Origin of the sequence: Bacillus sp. S2(2024) (assembly GCF_050474045.1) — a bacterium.
Lineage (GTDB): Bacteria > Bacillota > Bacilli > Bacillales > Bacillaceae_G > Bacillus_A > Bacillus_A yunxiaonensis.
The window spans coordinates 121,414-137,971 of sequence record NZ_JBFLUS010000005.1 but is presented as its reverse complement, the minus strand read 5'-3'; the positions used below and the strand labels follow the sequence as shown (position 1 = coordinate 137,971).

At 34.8% G+C, this 16,558-nt stretch carries 19 protein-coding genes and 2 pseudogenes; 6 read left to right on the top strand and 15 right to left on the bottom strand.

Going from position 1 to position 16,558, the window contains the following annotated elements:
- Nucleotides 1–59: 59 nt before the first annotated feature.
- Complete coding sequence (locus tag AB1284_RS25595) at nucleotides 60–617, bottom strand: hypothetical protein (protein ID WP_429761997.1); 558 nt, start codon at nucleotides 615–617, stop codon at nucleotides 60–62.
- Nucleotides 618–816: 199 nt separating this feature from the next.
- Here AB1284_RS25595 and AB1284_RS25590 point away from each other — a divergent pair, with 199 nt between their 5' ends.
- Nucleotides 817–1,359, top strand: a complete 543-nt coding sequence (locus tag AB1284_RS25590) for an SMI1/KNR4 family protein (RefSeq protein ID WP_429761996.1) — start codon at nucleotides 817–819, stop codon at nucleotides 1,357–1,359.
- Between the two features lie 429 nt (nucleotides 1,360–1,788).
- Here the strand turns inward: AB1284_RS25590 and AB1284_RS25585 are convergent, their stop codons facing one another.
- Nucleotides 1,789–1,926: a hypothetical protein gene (locus AB1284_RS25585; protein WP_429761995.1), complete on the bottom strand. Its 138-nt coding sequence runs from the start codon at nucleotides 1,924–1,926 to the stop codon at nucleotides 1,789–1,791.
- 2 nt (nucleotides 1,927–1,928) lie between these two features.
- Nucleotides 1,929–3,017 carry a tetratricopeptide repeat protein gene (locus tag AB1284_RS25580; protein WP_429761994.1) on the bottom strand — a complete coding sequence of 363 codons (1,089 nt, stop codon included), beginning with the start codon at nucleotides 3,015–3,017 and terminating at the stop codon, nucleotides 1,929–1,931.
- Between the two features lie 364 nt (nucleotides 3,018–3,381).
- Between AB1284_RS25580 and AB1284_RS25575 the strand changes: the two genes are divergently transcribed.
- Nucleotides 3,382–3,954 carry a DJ-1/PfpI family protein gene (locus AB1284_RS25575; protein WP_429761993.1) on the top strand — a complete coding sequence of 191 codons (573 nt, stop codon included), beginning with the start codon at nucleotides 3,382–3,384 and terminating at the stop codon, nucleotides 3,952–3,954.
- Between the two features lie 392 nt (nucleotides 3,955–4,346).
- Nucleotides 4,347–4,562, top strand: a complete 216-nt coding sequence (locus tag AB1284_RS25570; protein WP_429761992.1) for a DUF3951 domain-containing protein — start codon at nucleotides 4,347–4,349, stop codon at nucleotides 4,560–4,562.
- A gap of 82 nt (nucleotides 4,563–4,644) precedes the next feature.
- On the opposite strand, the gene AB1284_RS25565 is transcribed toward AB1284_RS25570, so the two are convergent.
- The 3 genes from AB1284_RS25565 to AB1284_RS25555 form a co-directional block, all read right to left on the bottom strand.
- The gene (locus tag AB1284_RS25565; RefSeq protein ID WP_429762112.1) at nucleotides 4,645–5,010 is read right to left on the bottom strand and encodes a hypothetical protein; all 366 of its coding nucleotides are present in this window, start codon (nucleotides 5,008–5,010) and stop codon (nucleotides 4,645–4,647) included.
- A gap of 201 nt (nucleotides 5,011–5,211) precedes the next feature.
- A complete protein-coding gene (locus AB1284_RS25560; protein WP_429761991.1) occupies nucleotides 5,212–5,868 on the bottom strand; it encodes a VanZ family protein in 657 nt (218 codons plus the stop codon).
- Nucleotides 5,869–6,149: 281 nt separating this feature from the next.
- Entirely contained in the window at nucleotides 6,150–6,611 is a 462-nt protein-coding gene (locus tag AB1284_RS25555) for a hypothetical protein (protein ID WP_429761990.1), read from the bottom strand.
- 1,112 nt (nucleotides 6,612–7,723) lie between these two features.
- Here AB1284_RS25555 and AB1284_RS25550 point away from each other — a divergent pair.
- A complete protein-coding gene (locus AB1284_RS25550; protein WP_429761989.1) occupies nucleotides 7,724–8,158 on the top strand; it encodes a DUF6526 family protein in 435 nt (144 codons plus the stop codon).
- 338 nt (nucleotides 8,159–8,496) lie between these two features.
- Here the strand turns inward: AB1284_RS25550 and AB1284_RS25545 are convergent, their stop codons facing one another.
- The 7 genes from AB1284_RS25545 to AB1284_RS25515 all read right to left on the bottom strand — a co-directional run bounded on the left by AB1284_RS25545 (nucleotide 8,497) and on the right by AB1284_RS25515 (nucleotide 12,438).
- Complete coding sequence (locus tag AB1284_RS25545) at nucleotides 8,497–9,222, bottom strand: ABC transporter permease (RefSeq protein WP_429761988.1); 726 nt, start codon at nucleotides 9,220–9,222, stop codon at nucleotides 8,497–8,499.
- On the bottom strand, nucleotides 9,206–10,075 hold the full coding sequence (locus tag AB1284_RS25540; protein ID WP_429761987.1) for an ABC transporter ATP-binding protein: 870 nt from the start codon (nucleotides 10,073–10,075) through the stop codon (nucleotides 9,206–9,208). The genes AB1284_RS25545 and AB1284_RS25540 overlap by 17 nt, the downstream gene beginning before the upstream one ends.
- 46 nt (nucleotides 10,076–10,121) lie before the next feature.
- A complete protein-coding gene (locus AB1284_RS25535) occupies nucleotides 10,122–10,472 on the bottom strand; it encodes a DUF2178 domain-containing protein (protein ID WP_429761986.1) in 351 nt (116 codons plus the stop codon).
- A complete protein-coding gene (locus AB1284_RS25530; protein WP_429761985.1) occupies nucleotides 10,462–10,701 on the bottom strand; it encodes a helix-turn-helix transcriptional regulator in 240 nt (79 codons plus the stop codon). The genes AB1284_RS25535 and AB1284_RS25530 overlap by 11 nt, the downstream gene beginning before the upstream one ends.
- A gap of 574 nt (nucleotides 10,702–11,275) precedes the next feature.
- Nucleotides 11,276–11,620 (bottom strand): hypothetical protein, encoded by a 345-nt coding sequence (locus AB1284_RS25525; protein WP_429761984.1) that lies wholly within the window; start codon nucleotides 11,618–11,620, stop codon nucleotides 11,276–11,278.
- Nucleotides 11,621–11,853: 233 nt separating this feature from the next.
- A complete protein-coding gene (locus tag AB1284_RS25520) occupies nucleotides 11,854–12,138 on the bottom strand; it encodes a hypothetical protein (protein ID WP_429761983.1) in 285 nt (94 codons plus the stop codon).
- A 78-nt stretch (nucleotides 12,139–12,216) separates the two neighbouring features.
- Nucleotides 12,217–12,438 (bottom strand): hypothetical protein, encoded by a 222-nt coding sequence (locus AB1284_RS25515; RefSeq protein WP_429761982.1) that lies wholly within the window; start codon nucleotides 12,436–12,438, stop codon nucleotides 12,217–12,219.
- Between the two features lie 352 nt (nucleotides 12,439–12,790).
- Between AB1284_RS25515 and tnpB the strand changes: the two are divergent.
- Nucleotides 12,791–13,651: pseudogene (tnpB, locus tag AB1284_RS25510) on the top strand (IS200/IS605 family element RNA-guided endonuclease TnpB); the annotation flags it as partial.
- Between the two features lie 33 nt (nucleotides 13,652–13,684).
- On the opposite strand, the gene AB1284_RS25505 reads toward tnpB, so the two are convergent.
- Nucleotides 13,685–14,290: a hypothetical protein gene (locus AB1284_RS25505; RefSeq protein ID WP_429761981.1), complete on the bottom strand. Its 606-nt coding sequence runs from the start codon at nucleotides 14,288–14,290 to the stop codon at nucleotides 13,685–13,687.
- 227 nt (nucleotides 14,291–14,517) lie between these two features.
- Between AB1284_RS25505 and AB1284_RS25500 the strand changes: the two genes are divergently transcribed.
- A complete protein-coding gene (locus AB1284_RS25500) occupies nucleotides 14,518–15,633 on the top strand; it encodes an RNA-guided endonuclease InsQ/TnpB family protein (protein WP_429761980.1) in 1,116 nt (371 codons plus the stop codon).
- 275 nt (nucleotides 15,634–15,908) lie between these two features.
- Here AB1284_RS25500 and AB1284_RS25495 read toward each other — a convergent pair.
- Nucleotides 15,909–16,511: pseudogene (locus AB1284_RS25495) on the bottom strand (NlpC/P60 family protein); the annotation flags it as partial.
- Nucleotides 16,512–16,558: the final 47 nt, after the last annotated feature.

Sequence of the window (16,558 nt, the reverse complement as noted above, 5' to 3'; positions counted from 1 at the left end):
ATATAATCAAATTCTCCACCTTTTAGGAAGTATGTAAGTGCATCTCTATAAATCTATCCTTATTTTTCACCTGGATTGTGGAATGGAAAAATATTATGTAATTCAGGTAACGGTCGCCCTGTACGTTCTACATTGAATGTCCTTTCATTATAAGATTCAATGTATTCCTCTAACCTCCAAATTGGTAGCCCCTCTCCCTCGTTAGGTAAATCATAATCTCCACCACATGGATCAGATAAACGATAAAGAACTCCATTAATAGCTGACCTAGCAATCCAATAAGCAAACAATCCTATTTGTTCCGGTGAAATCCCTGCGCTTATCATTTCTCTTAAAATCACATCTTCTGGATTGGGATTCTTTTGTTCACTGGTACGTTCAATAGAATGTTGCACCCATCTCTCATTGTCGTATAAATACTTATCTAGGGTTGCTTGTAATGGTCTTAAAAAACGAAAAGCAGCAAGGACTGCTTCGTTACCTTTTATCTCATCCTCAGCCCAATATTCAGGAGATTGTACACCAAATTCTTTTAATATTTGCGTTACTTTTTCTTTAGTAGGTTTCTTTTTAAAGTCTTCTAAAATGGAGATGAATTCTTTATTCATATAATCCATACGCTCTCTCCTTTATTTATTATTTCCTGTTAATACTAAGTTTATCATAATATTGGAAAATACAAAGCTAATTAAGACAATCGATAAACTCCAACTTAAAAGGTTTATCCTGCATTAACGGACAAAGAAGCATGTTACTAGTTAAATATGATTCGTCTTTCATGATAAAATTGGAATATATATGAAGGGGGTTAAATAAATGGGATATTTCGATGATTTTGATTTTAACTATTTTTGGAAGGAAAGTGAATATGCAAGAAAGGAGTATATTTCTGAACACCCTACAGAAGAAATAATTTTTAATTTAGAAACTGAATTAGGATATAAGCTACCACCATCCTATATTTGGTTAATGAAAAAACACAATGGAGGAATTCCAATAAATAATTGTTTCCCTACAAATACTTCCACAAGTTGGGCTGAAGATCATATTGCCATAACTGGTATTTATGGTATTGGATATAAAAAAAGTTCTTCGCTGGGAGGAGAATGCGGTAGTCAATTTTGGATTGAAGAATGGGAATATCCCCAAATAGGAATAGCCATTTGTGACTGTCCCTCAGCTGGTCATGATATGGTATTTCTTGATTATAGAGAATGCGGACCACAAGGAGAACCTTGTGTTGTACATGTAGATCAAGAAGCTGATTATAAAATTACGTGGTTAGCAAAAGATTTTGAAAGCTTTATTAGAGGACTCGTAAACGAGGAAGTCTATGATAATAGCGAACAAATGTATTAAGTATTATACTAAACTAATTATATAAAGTATGTCGTTCCCAAAGTACGTATTTACACCGATAGGCATTCTTTTGCATAAAGGTTAATTGTTTTACTTCAATTATAATTTTGGTAATTGTAATTGAGAATTTCCGAACCAAGTAACATCAAAAAAGCTTCCTTTCTCAATAGAGTATAGATAACTAGCAACATCATACGAGCATAATGATCTCTAATTGCCATTATCTTATTTAGTATATTTTCAAACATATCGAATTCTATAAATAAGAAAGATAGTTCCACCTCCTTTTGTAATATCATGGAAATTAAGTACATTTAACGAGACATTTGTTTCCTAAAAAATGAAATTCTCCCCTAAAAAAAACGCCCTGGAGGGCGCCTTCATTAATAGGGTATAGTTATTAGAATGTTAATATGTTTTTATTTTTTATCAACCACCAGTATTACCATGCGAATATTGAACAGTTTGACTATTCGATACTTGAATTTCTTTTGATCCTTGAGTAATTCCAAATGTTAGAGTAAGGGCTGTAATGATGCCCATAAGACCAGCTATCATTTTTTTCATTTTCATACCTCCTTCTTATGATTTTCTTTTCGCACTTGCGAACTTAAATAAAAATATTTACTTGCCTTTGAATCATTACCTTCTTGATAAAACTTTAATGCTAACTTTTCAGTATATTCATCAACATACTCATATAAATTTTCTTTTTCAAAGTACTTATTTCCTGCTAAAATTGCTGCTTCCAGTTGTTCTCCTGGAACCTCTTCATTTATCGCTTTTAAAATTTTGAAATGATGCTGATACTCTTCAATCTTTAACTCATTACTAATATTTAAACCCTTTTCAAAAAGACTTAATGCAACATCTTTCTTCCCTAATTTTTCATATTCACAAGCTTCCAATAAAATCGCTCTATAATTGCCAGGTTCATTTTCAGATACCTCCGACAAATGACGAATTGCCAATTCTGATAAATTTTGATTAGCATACATAAAACCTAAATTATGACGTACATATAGTGTCGCGTGTTCATCTTTTTGTTTGCTAAATGTATCTAATGCGGAAATAAGATATTCTTCCGCCAATTCATATTCCTTTAAATGCACGCAAACTAACCCCGCAACGTTGTTGCAATAACCTATATTTAGTTCATTACCCTCATAATTATTCGCAAAAAGCTCTCTCGCTCTGGATACTTGTTTTAAAGCTAAAACATAGCGTTGGGTATGACAACTAAATGTAGAAAGCTTGAAATGGAATTCTGCACTTTCCAACCGATCTGAAAGTTTGTGAAGCTTTTTCTCTGCTTCCTCATAATGTTTTTTCGCTAAATTATAGTCTCCCATTATCGTCAAATACATTGCTTTAAAAAAGTAATAATAGTATGATAATTTCTCATCATCTGGTTTATCAAATGATTCTATTTTATTGAAGCTATCCTTACCGATACTTAAATGTTCTGTCAAATATTGATAGCGAAATTCTAATAAAGCATGATAAAAAAGTAAATTTTCATCTTCTACACTAGAAATTTTTCGATCAATTTCATTTTTAATTTGTTTTGCTTTCTCTGAATTTCTTTTGCGAATCACAACATACCAATTATCTAACAATCCTATAATTTGCTCGCTCCCCTTCGTTTGAATGTTCACACATTTTCCCCCTTTTTCCTCAAATGTATATTATTTCTATAATATCATGTTTGGATAAGAAAGAATTTTTTAAAAAGTTGAGAAATTTTTTTCTGAATTTTCTTTTGTGTGAATTTTTTCAAACCTCTTAACTCGCTATCCTTCTTATTTATAAATCAGAAATCGATAAATTCATATCAAAAGCGCCACCCTTTCTGTATATTTCTACAAAATGAATAGCGTTTTTTCGTTTTATGGATACAATTTTTTAGCTTGATGGCGCTGGTCGGATACCCGGTTATTAAAAAATTTAAACCACGCTACCGCCATTTGAAATTGTTATAATTAAAATGTATTTAATGTTTAAATAATGGAGGGTTAGAGAATGAAAATTGCAATAGTCTGTTTCGATAACTTTACTGATATAGATGTTTTTTTACCATGGGATTTATTAAATCGTGTACGTTTAGTTGGCGGTATTTCTGATTGGAATGTCCAACTATTAGGAACGGAAAAAACTCATATATCCATGTCTGGCTTACGTATTCCCATGACAGGAAGCATATCTGATATTCCTTCTGCTGACGCTGTAATATTTGGAAGTGGTAAGGGTGTACAAGATTTATATAAAAATCAAGAATATCTTAATAACATTCATGTAGATCCTCAAAGACAATTAATAGGCTCTATGTGTTCTGGTTCACTACTACTAGGAGCTAAAAAATTGTTAACTGGCAAAAAAGCAACTACATATCCATCCGTAGTAGAACAGCTAAAAGAATTTGATGTAGACGTTATTGAACAAAGTTTCGTAAACGAAGGAAATATCTCGACAGCTGCAGGTTGTTTTGCTGCTCAAGATCTCTCAGCTTGGATTATAAGAACCCTAATTAATGAAGACATGGTTGATACTGTGTTAGAAACTGTTCAGCCGGTGGGCAAAGGTTTATATTTTTAATTTCAAATCAAGTTAAGAAATTGGTTGTTCCCCCATACAAAACAAATGAGTTAATTTCTCATAAAAAACTGTAAAATAATAAAATTTTCGTCTTGGGGATACTTCAAAATCTTAGCTTGATGGGCATGGGGTACCGCCAGCATTTCGGAAAAAAAACCCACGCTAAGCAAAAAATACAAAAAAACCGTCCATCAGGCTGGCTTTACTTTTTACATAATTCTCGTTATTGGAAGTAAAACAATAAGCTTTCATCTAGGAAAAAATAAGCCATACATTGAAATGTATATACTAGGAGAATTTCTATATTTTATTTTGCTTATTTTTTTGCATGTTGTAAACTTGGTTCAGAAACAATCATGTATTTTAAACTAGATATAAAAAGGAGATTAACCATGGATCCTTTACTTATGGCTGTTATGGGATTACCGTTAACAATTGTTATCTTAGTGATAATTGGCTTCTATAAATTATTTATTAAAAAGAAAAATATAACCTCTTTCTATACTCCATTCGATAATATTACCGGTCAAGCAATTTCAGAATTTCATGAGGAACAGAAAGTTTTAGTAGCTGAAGATGAAGACGGGGATGGGAAGAAGAAAAAATAACAAAAAAAATAGTCCTCCAGATTGTTTAACTGGAGGACTTTAGTGTTCACATAATGATTGTTAGCGGAAGTCAATGTATTTATTAGTATTGGGAATCAATAATTGTATAATACCGTGTGAAATATCTGTAAGAAACACTCTCTGTTATATTTCCTTTTTGGAAAGTTAGAGAATTTGCGTATATATCTCTTTTTAAAAATTTCCATCCATCTTTCTCTCTCATTTCAATATAGGGCTCTAGTTTCCCTCGTTTTACTAAGTGGGTGTAGGGAATATCGTCAGTTTGTACTTTCATTATATTTTTATCTGCAAGGATCATCTTTGACATAGCAATTGCAAATGGTATTGGATTTCCTTCTTGAAAAATAACATTCCTTTTTTGTATAAAGAATACGCATGTAACACTAAGTATTACAGATAAAACAATGAAAGATAACCTTAATTTCATCAAACCCCAACCTTCCTTTTTATTCCATTTTAACACAAACATCTTACTATAAGATTACTGTTCTTTCTTGTATATTCTATACAAGTTCAGTTAACATAACGTAACATTATGGGGATTCAATGTATTTAGAAAACTATTAAAAGTCCTCCAGATTGTTTAACTGGGGGACTTTTGTGTTCATATAATTCTTGTTAGCGGAAGTTAAATAGGTATGTTGGCGTCTCTTGTTTTTCTGCTAAATCGGTTTTTAATTTTGCACCATAGAAGGTAACAAACAATACCTACCACAGCACTTATAGTATTTAAGATTACGTCATCAATGTCTGCACTTCTACCTTCGCCTAATCCAAATAAAGCTGATATACAAGTCTGTATGAATTGAATGAATTCAATAGCCACTGTACAAAGGAATGAGTACCAGATAGCTTGTCTGATACTTATTACCCACTTAAAATACAGCATAGCAAATGTAAAAGGAGCAAGCATAATTCCATTTCCGAAGACTTGATAAAAAGCAGAAGGATTATGTTGGAATATATCTATAATTCCTTTGAATGGTATCAGATTGACTGATAATGTAAGCATTCTTTTTATTTCCTCTGTTGTGTGATTCAGTTGAGAGTAAAAGAGACTGATTTTAATTGTCTTCATATACAGGAAACAAAAATATATAGAGAAACAACTACCAATGATCCAATCAAAAATATTTTGAAGTATTGTACGTTTTAAAAGAATAGCCAGCAGAATCAAAACAATTATCATGTTCAATACAATTTGAAAATTGAAATACGACAATAAGTCCCAGCTGAAAAGAATAAGAGGTATACTTAATAATCCATACTTCTTCATAGTATTCATCTAAACTCCTTATGTTCATTTCTACAACCTACCCTTATTCAAGAGAAGGAGAAGATTACCTGTTTCGATATCCTATATTATCCTATATTTACATTATAATCCATGTTTTTTAGATAAAAATGACTTAAGAAGTTTTTTGCATGCTGTATTCATATCCGGTTAACATAACGTAACATTATCGGGAGTCAATGTATTTAGGAAACTATTAAAAGCCCTCCAGTTTAAGTAATCTGAAGGGACCTTATGTCACATAATGATCGTTATTAGAAGTTGACTATTTATTATTTAAACAAACTGATGATATTTCGGGCATATGTATCGTTTACTTCATAAGCTGTACCATACTGTTCATTGGTATTCTCTATAAACATAACTTGTCTATTGTTTCCTTCTAACCACACAAAAAATTCTTTTTTATCCCCATCCCTATATTTTATTGTCATTATAGCATTCATATTATCTCGAGCTTGTTTATCTACGGGCACATTTTCTCTTTTTCTTGCATTTTGGAGACCATCAACAAAGGTTTGCATGGTAGCCTCACTATCTATTTTTTTAATATTGTTCGTCTTTGCGTCTTTTAATTCAATAAATGTTATGTCCTTGTTCTCAAACTTCACAACTTTTGTTGGAGTGGTTGTAGATGCTGTACTAGCCCCTGTTTTTTTATCAAATTGGCTTGAACACCCAACAAAAGTTAACATGAACACAGAAATTAAACAAATAACAATGAATTTTTTCAAAATATTTACCTCCTTTTTTAAAAATTTTACCATATGGTGATTATTTGAAGTGAGAAAGATTAGTTGTATATCATATTCATATGAGGTTAACATAACGTACTATTATCAGCAGTCAATCTATCTAGAAACCTAGAAAAAGTCCCTTCAGATCTTCTTCTGAAGGGACTTTTAGTTCAGTCGGGTAAGCGAGGGGCATCACTGCCCCTAACTCCCCTAAGAACCGGACTGGAACCTTTCAATTCATCCGGCTCAAGCCTCCCATTGCAGTTCCACTTGTTGTCGTATCTTCTTCACAATCCTGATGGATAAGTTAAGCGTACGCCGACGATCCGTTTGGAGGTATACATAACAGTACGCTTCTTTCGTCAGAAAATAACCACAATCTTATGTTCCTGCGAGAGACCAACGAGAAGTGGGCTCCCTTTCGGGTCTGTCATGGGTTTGTCCGTTGGGACGACAGTATCTATCCAGTTATACAGTCTTATGCTTTCCTGTTCCCTTTCGAGATGATGGCATTCGCTTTCTCTCGTATCCTTTACCCTCTGCCACATCGTTTGACCTTACGATCTCCCTACTGTTTACACAGATGACATAGGGCTTACCAAGTTTCGCATCCTATAGATACGACGAGGTTAGGTGGGTTCTTTACTCCGGACAAGATGCGGGACGCAGCGCAGCAGCATTATGAATCTACTTTTCCTCTTGCCAATACCCGAGTGGAGCTACGTACTATCTCGAGCTAACATTTACGAAGCTTACAAACCTTTACTTTCGTTCACCATACTCATCTTCCCTTAGCGGTGTTCCGGGTTGTACGCAAACCCTCTGTTTCCGCATTTCCTCATGCAACCCACGTATCCGTTACCAGATACGCAGTTTCGGATAGGGATAGTCTTTGCGTCTAAACCAGTGGCGTAAGCCACACTATATGAAAGCGACATCTTGTCGCACCATAATTTTTGTTATCGGAAGTTTTTTTATAAACAATCAGAGGAGAATTGGTAGTATGTGTTCCTACTAATGTTGTAGATGCCTCATTTGTGCGTTTGTCGTTGCGTGTTATATATTTAAATGGGAGTAAATAAGATAGATAGAGAATAGGAGGGAAATACATGCAATCTCAAAATTATAAGAACCATACTCGTATGCATCCTGTGTATCATTATGTATTGACACTTTTAGTTTTAGGAACGTTGGTAGGTGCAATTACAAATATGGTCCGCGCTATTAATGCGGGAACTAATATTCTTCAAGCTGTTATTCTTGTATTAATTATGATTATTATCGTTATCGTTGCAGCGCTTGTAAGAATCTATGCACTAAAGGCGCAAGACCGGGCAATTCGAGCAGAGGAAGGCCTTCGTTATTATGTACTAACCGGAAAGTTGCTCGATCCCGCCCTCAGTATGGGTCAAATTGTCGCGTTACGATTCGCTAGCGACAATGAGTTTGCAGATTTGTGTAAAAAAGCCTCTGCCGAAGGGCTAAAGCCGGATGACATTAAGAAAGCTATCAAGGATTGGAAGCCTGACCATAATCGCATTTAACTAGAGAAAAAACACGTTAGCATCAGGTTTCTAACGTGTTTTTTAGTGTTAGAATGATTTTTCCACCAAGTTTATCCCATAGTAAACTTCAGTTGATATTCAATCAAGTGAATACACGTAAAACGTACCTAACGAACATTAAGGGGTCCCGCCCCATCGCCATCAAGCTAACAAAACAGGTTGCCCCATGCCCATCAAGCTAATATTTTGAAGTGTCCCCAAAACGAAGTTTATATTATTTTGCAGTTATTTATGAGAATGCAACTCGTTTTTTCGTTTTGGGGAGAACCAAATCCTTAAGTTGATGGATGTGTGGCGGTACCCCAAGTAAACGATTCTTATACTTCGATTTTTTCACTTTTTTTAAGGACAACCAGAAACAAAACGATTAGTGTAAGGCAGCCAATAGAATATTGTAGAGGAGAGAGCGGATTTGATCCGACCATGATTGGATAGAAATACCCGGGAAAATTCTCAATCAACTCTGAAAGAAACTCGTTATGGCTCATTCCTTGGATATTAGCCAAGGTGTTTGGGAAAAACAACAGTATGGCTGTTAAGATTCCATAAACCGCACCACTACGAACGCCATATAAGAATAGAAGATACCCAAATAAGAAATATGTCATTACCAAGAGAAAGACATTCACAGAGAATCCAGCCAAGAAAGAGAGCTTTAAGTCACCAGAAACACCAAGTGTTTTCGTAACTAGAAGTAGTACAATACCTAGCACCGTATAAAGTAAACTTACCGAAAGAGCGATGATACCATTAGCGAAAACATAGTTTCTTCTATTCTGCACTGAGTTATTAATCAGAGAAATCGTTTTAGTCGAGTAGTCTCTATTGATAAAGTAAAGCGGCATTAAAACTGCCGCGAGCATACCCAGCATACAATAAAAATTTGAAACATGTTTGATGTTAAAGGGCGTGATCTTGTTAAGGATAAAGTAAGTCATAACGACTGCGGGTACACAAGCACCCAACAAACCAACAATTAGATAACCATTTTTAAGCAGTTCTTTCAGGTTGTAAACCACATATTTGTTAATACTCAGTGTCATGATAATCACCTCTGAATTTGTTCATATAGACACTACGCAGGGTTTTCTTCTCCGCAGTAAAATCAATTAGTCGGACGCCTAGTCGATTTACCATTTCGAAAATCTCAGCGTTTTCCACAGCTGTTTCAATCTGAATATCTTTGTCACCCGAGTGGATTACGCTCCCAAAGTGTTGTTTCGAAGCGAATGTAGCTAAATCAACCGAATTATCAAAGACTAGCGTGAGAGTTCGTTGCTCATTTTTTAAAAAGTGCTGTTCACCAGCAATTGTGCCATCTTCTAAGAATAAAACTCGATTGCAAATAGCTTCAATATCCTCTAGCTTATGGCTAGAAATCAAAATACCGACATTTCGTTCATCAGCCATTCTTCTCAATTCCTGCAAAACCTCAAAAGACGTTTCCACATCCATGCCGTTAGTAGGTTCATCTAATACAATGTAGCTTGGATTATTTAGTAGGCTAATGACGATTCCTAACTTCTGCCGCATTCCTAAAGAATATTCCTTCACCTTTTTATACAACACATCGAATAAATGCAGGTTCCGTAAGAGCCCCTCGTATTCATTTAGTTTGAAAGTGTTTCCGTAAATTCCTGAAAAATAAGTTAAGTGGAATAGTCCCGTCTTATTACTGAATAGTTTTGGTTCCTCTATCAAGTATCCAACCTGATGATTGTCTGTAACTGATCCATCATAGGTTTGAATAGTTTGCGCTATAACCTTCATCAGGGTACTTTTTCCAGCGCCGTTTCTTCCAATTAGACCAACGATTTCTCCTTGGTTGAAATCTAAAGAGAGATCGTTTAAAACTATTGAACTTCCATATCGCTTAGTTAGCATATTTATCAACATTGTCTAATCCTCCATCCTTGGTTGAGTCTCGCTCCCCGACCTTTCCTTATGAAAAATCCTTTTTATATTGGACGGCTAGGTAAATCCCACCAGCTAAAAATGCCAGCGTATATTTGAACAAGAAAAAGATGGTCCACATATCGTCTTTAGGAAAAATCATGTCACATAGAATAATTGCCAACAGCATATAGGAACTGCTTTTCAAAAAGATTTTATTTGTCCGTTCGTCGTCTGGCCCAATCTTCTTATAAAATACATAACCAAAAATCGCACTACCCATGAGCAGTAAAAAACCAACTCCAATGAGAATATTCCAATTTCCCGTAGATTGTTCAGCCCAGGACTTTAAAGGAGAAAAAATTGCGTTATGGATATCTGAGATAGGCTTAGTTATCATTTTGATCATTTCCTTTCACATAAGTAAAAATATCGTTTACATCAACACTAAAAAATTCGGCAATTCGAAAAGCTAACATCAGAGTCGGAACATAATTTCCTTTTTCCATTACGAAGATGGTTTGTTTGGAAACCCCGACTTTCTCTGCTAATTCTTGCTGAGACATTCTGGCAAGTACACGATATTCATAAACCTTATTTGATATCGAATCACCAAAATTTTTCTTCATGACTACCACCTCTTGAACCAAATTATAAATCCAACTTTTATAAAAGTAAAGTAAACTTATACAAAAATATAAAATACCTTTATGTTCACTTAGATTACTTTGATTTAACAAGAGCCAGAATGCAGAAAGAACCTGACGAAATTCATGATTCCGTCAGGTTCACATATCGATTTGGTGTAATTTATGGTTTTGGATGGTACAATCGGGTGATAATATTCATTAGATCAATGTTATTTAGTCTAAAACGTTTTTTAAAATGAACATGAACGAAATCTTCATGTGTTAAAAGAAATTAATAATCTATAAAACAAAAAATAAGATGGAATTTTTGTTTTGGGGGTACTTCAAAATATTAGCTTGATGGCGATGTGGCGGTACCCCATGCCCATCAACTTAAGATCACATAATACTCCTATAATGAAAATTTTGTGCATTTTGCCGTTTTTATTGTTTTGGGGATATTTTAAAACTTTAGCTGGTTGGGCACGTGGCGGGACCCACTATAAGTTTCACTGAATATCCAAGCGTTTTTAAAAAGCGTATGTCTAAAATTTTAAATGCCTTTATTTTAATATCAATCTCTCAAAGGACCGCCAATAATTTTTTCAGTTTCCATCTCTACATATACACCTAAATCTCCTAAAATGTGACTCTTTTTTGATTTGAAATTAATTAAGTAAACTTCTTTATTTAAATATGACTTATCTTTTATACCTAACATCTTTTTTTCAGTTAAAACTACCTTGTGTACCTCTGCTTTTCTCCATCCTCCTATTACTTCATTTTTTTGAGATTCAGTTAATTGATCCCATACTGATTTTTTAAATTGCATTTCACTATCACTCGTATCAACATTACATCCAGATAAAATAAATAGCATTGTCCCTAAAACTAAAAACATAAATTTCAATTGTTCCATTTATATCTTCCTTTCTTTTACTTCACTCTTAATCTACATTTTAATTTTAACTGGCCCTCTATAAAAAATAAGAAAATTCTTCTGAAATTTCCCTAATGCAGTGTTAGCTTGATGGGCATGGGGTACCGCCAGCATTTCGGAAAAAAACCACGCTAAGCAAAAAAACTAGCCTCTACAAAAGAAGCTAGTTGACGTAAAATTCGTTATTAGAAGTTCTTTGATTTCTATTGTTGTTACGGCATAGACCTTACAATTGATTCTATTAGTAATGACAAAATAGCTAAAAGAACAGTCATGGATGTGGAAACAAAGATTACTTTTCTGTTTATGCTTAGAACTTTTTCATTGGATTTACGGTGTATCAAATATAACCATATTCCCACAAGGATAGAACTACCCCAAATGACTAATCCTGTTTGTGTCACGATCTTTTGCCAATCAACAATCCAGAAATAGAGAATACCCATTTGCATAATGAGTAGGACAGATGTAATAGATGTTGTTATATATTTCTGCATATGTAGCACTCCAATATGTCAGTATATTTTTAAATTACAGCAAACCCCTCCTCAAAAAGAAGAAACTCACAGCATTTCTTATGTACAACAATATGTCGCCTTATCAAACGCATCTTCAGGAATATAGACTTTATTGTCCTTGATTTTATATGGTATATCGTTTCTTTCCAGCTTATCTATGTCAACGCTTTCCGCAGTGTCGCCCCATTGTACATATTCACCGTTGTAGTTTTGACAAGCCGAGAATCCCAAAATAATCACTAAACATACAAATAAGTTTCCAAAATTCTTTTTCCTCATAACACCCCTCCTCTTCCTTAATGGTACCATTTGGAAGAGGAGGGGTGTTATAAATATTGAATGTATATTGTATACATGCTCGGTTAACATAACGTATCATTATCAGCAGTAATCAAATTCCAGAAATCCATTCATACCAAGAGTTTGCCAGCCTTCTGTTCCCTCCACTGTATGTAAGATTTCATACAGCCCTGTCACAACAGCATTTGGCAGTTCTAATCGTTCTCGTAGTCTGCATGAAATCCTGCATATCCTTGGCGTTTAAAATCCGCGTTTTGTTGGCGAGGCCTCAAAAGGAAGCGCGAAGCGCACTTCTTTTCTTTGTAATCACTACACATCACATTGCTGATGCTTCACTCGTTTTTTCAAAAAACAAACAGATGCACCTCGCTTTAAGTCTAAAAAGAATAAGGTTCAATCCTATACCATAAAACAAACAAACGGAAATATTGCGATTGCAGGAAATAAAATAGAATTACCGAAATTAGGCCTTGTTCGTTTTGCGAAATCAAGAGAAGTAGAAGGGCGTATTTTAAACGCTACCGTTAGACGTAATCCAAGTGGGAAATACTTTGTTTCAATTCTTGTTGAAACAGAAGTGCAACCATTAGAAAAAACAGGTTCTTCTGTTGGTGTTGATGTTGGATTAAAAGACTTTGCTATCCTTTCAACTGGTGAAGTATTTGGAAATCCTAAGTGGGTTCGTATATTGGAAAAGAAGTTGGCTGATGCACAGCGTATTCTTTCCAAACGTGTAAAAGGCTCTTCAAATTGGAATAAACAGCGTGTCAAAGTCGCTCGCATTCATGAACGAATCACCAACGCAAGAACAGGCTACTTGCAAAAAATCTCTACCGGAATTGTCAAAAACCACGATATTATTGGTATTGAGGATTTGCAAGTGTCAAATATGCTAAAAAATCATAAATTAGCGAAAGCAATAAGTAAAGTATCTTGGTCACAATTTAGAACCATGCTCGAATACAAAGCTAAATGGTATGGCAAACAAGTCATCGCTGTGTCTAAAACATTCGCTTCCAGTCAGCTTTGTTCTTGTTGTGGTTACCAAAACAAAGACGTAAAGAATCTAAATCTTCGTGAATGGGATTACCCTTCTTGTGGCACGCATCATGACAGAGATATTAACGCAGTACAAAACCTTAAAAATGAAGCCGTAAGACTTCTAACCGTAGGAATCCCCCACTTCAAATAGTCCACAAGAACGTTAAGTGGCGGGTAGTTCAAACTAAGGCATCCGATCACGTAAATCTGCTAAAGGAATTACTTTATCAATAAGCCATAAGTTCTTATTCCCATCATAAATCAAATTGATTTGCATTAATGACATATTATCTGATGAAACACCATTAATAATCATTTTACTTTTTACCTTAGCAAGAACATTTGCCTTTGTTGTATCAATAAAAGCATAATACAATTCTCCGTCTACGTACTCGGATTTAAAAGCTACCTTTTTCTTATCTTTTTCATCAACTTGATTCGCCACTGATTTATTAGGTTCACCTGGCGGTGTTAGTTCCTTTTTGGCATTTGGTGTTATATAAGCTTCAACATTAGAAATATATGATTCTCCTTTACCTGAATCATAGGTACGAAAGGCTTTTAGAAACCGTTCTGCTGCTTCTTTAACTTGCTGTTGATTATTACTTTTTAAAGCTTGTAATTCCTTTTTTGTATCATTATACTGATATTCTACTTTTTCTACTTTTTCTACTTTTTTAGTTAACTTATTGTTTTCAACCTCTAGTTTTTTATTATCTGAATTGAGTTTTAAAGATAATCCTATACTACAAATTAGTAAAATTAATAATACAATAGAAAATTTTTTCATCTAAAATCGGCAAGGATACCCCTACTTCAATCGTGTGCAGGGCGTATCCCAACGATAAGTGGGGGAGGAATTGCCGTCAGATACGGTATGGTACGTTAAAAATCGTAAGATTTTGTACCATATTAAGTATCTGAAACTTCCATCTTGCCTCCTCCTTCCTCCTATTTAGGTTATTTAATTTCACTAAAATTTCGTTATAATATATTTAGTGAAAGGCGGTGAGAATAATGTCTACAATTACTGCGAAAATACAAATCTATGTTTCTGGAAATCAAGCTGAAAGCCTAAAGATAACAACTAACGCTTATCGTAAAGCTTGTAATTGGCTATCAAAGCATATCTTTGAAACAAAAAATCTAAATCAAGTAAACTTGAATAACTTGTATTATTCTAACTTACGAAATCAGTTTGGACTAAAAAGTCAAATGGCTCAATCTGTTATGAAAACAGTGATTGCTCGATACAAGTCAGCTAAATCAAATGGACATGAATGGTCTTTAATTGAATTTAAACTTCCAGAATATGACCTTGTTTGGAATCGTGACTACTCATTAACTCAGAGCCAATTTAGTGTAAATACACTTGATGGTCGTCTTAAATTGAATTATGAACGCAAGGCTATGAAAAAATACTTTAATAATACTTGGAAGTTTGGAACTGCTAAACTTGTGCATAAACATAAAAAATGGTTCTTACACATTCCAATGACAAAAGAATTTGCTGAATTAGATTACGCAGATGTAAACAATATTGTCGGTATTGACTTAGGAATCAATTTTCTTGCTACCACTTATGATAGTCAGGGTAAAACTATTTTCTACAACGGAAATGTTGTTAAGCATAAGCGTGGTAAGTTTAAAGCCACTCGTAAACAATTGCAAATGCGACAAACACCGTCTGCTCGTAAAAAACTAAAACAAATTGGTTCAAGAGAAAACCGTTATGTAACTGATGTAAACCATCAAATTACAAAGGCACTCGTTGATAAATACCCTAGAGGTACTATGTTTGTTTTAGAGGACTTAACAGGTGTTCGTTCCGCAATTGAAAAAGTACGAGTGAAAGACCGCTATGTTTCCGTCTCTTGGGCTTTTTACCAGTTCCGTCAGATGCTGGAATATAAAGCAGAAATGAACGGACATAAGGTAATTGTCGTAGACCCAAAGTATACTTCTCAAACCTGCCCGAAATGTGGGCATATCAAGAAAGAAAACCGTAATAAGAAATTACACACATTCTGTTGTAAAAACTGTCAATACAAGTCAAATGATGACCGTATTGGTGCTATGAATCTACACCGTAAAGGGATTGAACATATTGGTGTAGTTACTACAGGAGTATAGCTCTTGTAGTAAGGGCGAAGTCAACCGTCCTTATGTTCCACCACACCAAGGTAGGAGAGCGTTGCTCGTTCGCACTACTGAGTAGGAATAAGCGTAGTTGCTCTCTATGAGGATAGAAGCACTGTCGAACTCTGACAGACGCAAGCCCCCACTTCAAACGACCCGTAAGGGTGTTAAGTGGCGGGTTGTTGACATCCGCCCTCCTTAATGGATTATCATTAAAAAGTTCAATTTTGATGGACTAAATATATGCCAATCCGATTGTAACCCTACACTTATCGTACGACACGTCCATATCCTGCAAAATGTTGTTGAAAATAGTCTTTGTTTAAATCTGCATATCCAATTGGATCTCCTGCATGATACATTCTATTGTTTCCCACATATATGCCAACATGAGTAATATAACTACCTGAATTATATGTGCTATGAAAAAACACTAGGTCCCCAGGTTTGGGATCACTTACACGTTGAGTTTTATCCCATTGCGTCTGAGCTGTACCAAATAAATTAATTCCAGCCTTAGAATACGTATACTCAACAATCCCACTACAATCAAAAGATGTATTCGGATTACGCCCACCAAATACATACGGCCATCCTTGATATTTCAATGCTTCAGTCATAATAACTTGAAATACATCATCACCTAATGCACTACCTCCTGCTATTCCTCCAGCACCTGGATTATAATACCTCATTACGTGCGGAACATAGTCCGGATCCCCGTAACACCAATTATTCGCTACTGCTTCAGGACTTCGCCAAGAGCCACATTTATAACCGTTTTTCCTACTTTGATCTGCTGAGAATGCTCGTGCATTCTCATGTGTATATCCTCCATTTTGAAGGGCATATGATGCGTAACCAGTTCCATATAGTGATAGGTAAGGTTTTGAAGTTATCTCTACCTTTTCCCCCACTT

Coding starts and splice junctions, on each gene's coding strand:
- AB1284_RS25595 (WP_429761997.1), bottom strand. CDS start 617: ATGGATTATATGAATAAAGAATTCATCTCCATTTTAGAAGACTTTAAA.
- AB1284_RS25590 (WP_429761996.1), top strand. CDS start 817: ATGGGATATTTCGATGATTTTGATTTTAACTATTTTTGGAAGGAAAGT.
- AB1284_RS25585 (WP_429761995.1), bottom strand. CDS start 1,926: ATGAAAAAAATGATAGCTGGTCTTATGGGCATCATTACAGCCCTTACT.
- AB1284_RS25575 (WP_429761993.1), top strand. CDS start 3,382: ATGAAAATTGCAATAGTCTGTTTCGATAACTTTACTGATATAGATGTT.
- AB1284_RS25570 (WP_429761992.1), top strand. CDS start 4,347: ATGGATCCTTTACTTATGGCTGTTATGGGATTACCGTTAACAATTGTT.
- AB1284_RS25565 (WP_429762112.1), bottom strand. CDS start 5,010: ATGAAATTAAGGTTATCTTTCATTGTTTTATCTGTAATACTTAGTGTT.
- AB1284_RS25560 (WP_429761991.1), bottom strand. CDS start 5,868: ATGAATACTATGAAGAAGTATGGATTATTAAGTATACCTCTTATTCTT.
- AB1284_RS25550 (WP_429761989.1), top strand. CDS start 7,724: ATGCAATCTCAAAATTATAAGAACCATACTCGTATGCATCCTGTGTAT.
- AB1284_RS25545 (WP_429761988.1), bottom strand. CDS start 9,222: ATGACACTGAGTATTAACAAATATGTGGTTTACAACCTGAAAGAACTG.
- AB1284_RS25540 (WP_429761987.1), bottom strand. CDS start 10,075: ATGTTGATAAATATGCTAACTAAGCGATATGGAAGTTCAATAGTTTTA.
- AB1284_RS25535 (WP_429761986.1), bottom strand. CDS start 10,472: ATGATAACTAAGCCTATCTCAGATATCCATAACGCAATTTTTTCTCCT.
- AB1284_RS25530 (WP_429761985.1), bottom strand. CDS start 10,701: ATGAAGAAAAATTTTGGTGATTCGATATCAAATAAGGTTTATGAATAT.
- AB1284_RS25525 (WP_429761984.1), bottom strand. CDS start 11,620: ATGGAACAATTGAAATTTATGTTTTTAGTTTTAGGGACAATGCTATTT.
- AB1284_RS25520 (WP_429761983.1), bottom strand. CDS start 12,138: ATGCAGAAATATATAACAACATCTATTACATCTGTCCTACTCATTATG.
- AB1284_RS25515 (WP_429761982.1), bottom strand. CDS start 12,438: ATGAGGAAAAAGAATTTTGGAAACTTATTTGTATGTTTAGTGATTATT.
- AB1284_RS25505 (WP_429761981.1), bottom strand. CDS start 14,290: ATGAAAAAATTTTCTATTGTATTATTAATTTTACTAATTTGTAGTATA.
- AB1284_RS25500 (WP_429761980.1), top strand. CDS start 14,518: ATGTCTACAATTACTGCGAAAATACAAATCTATGTTTCTGGAAATCAA.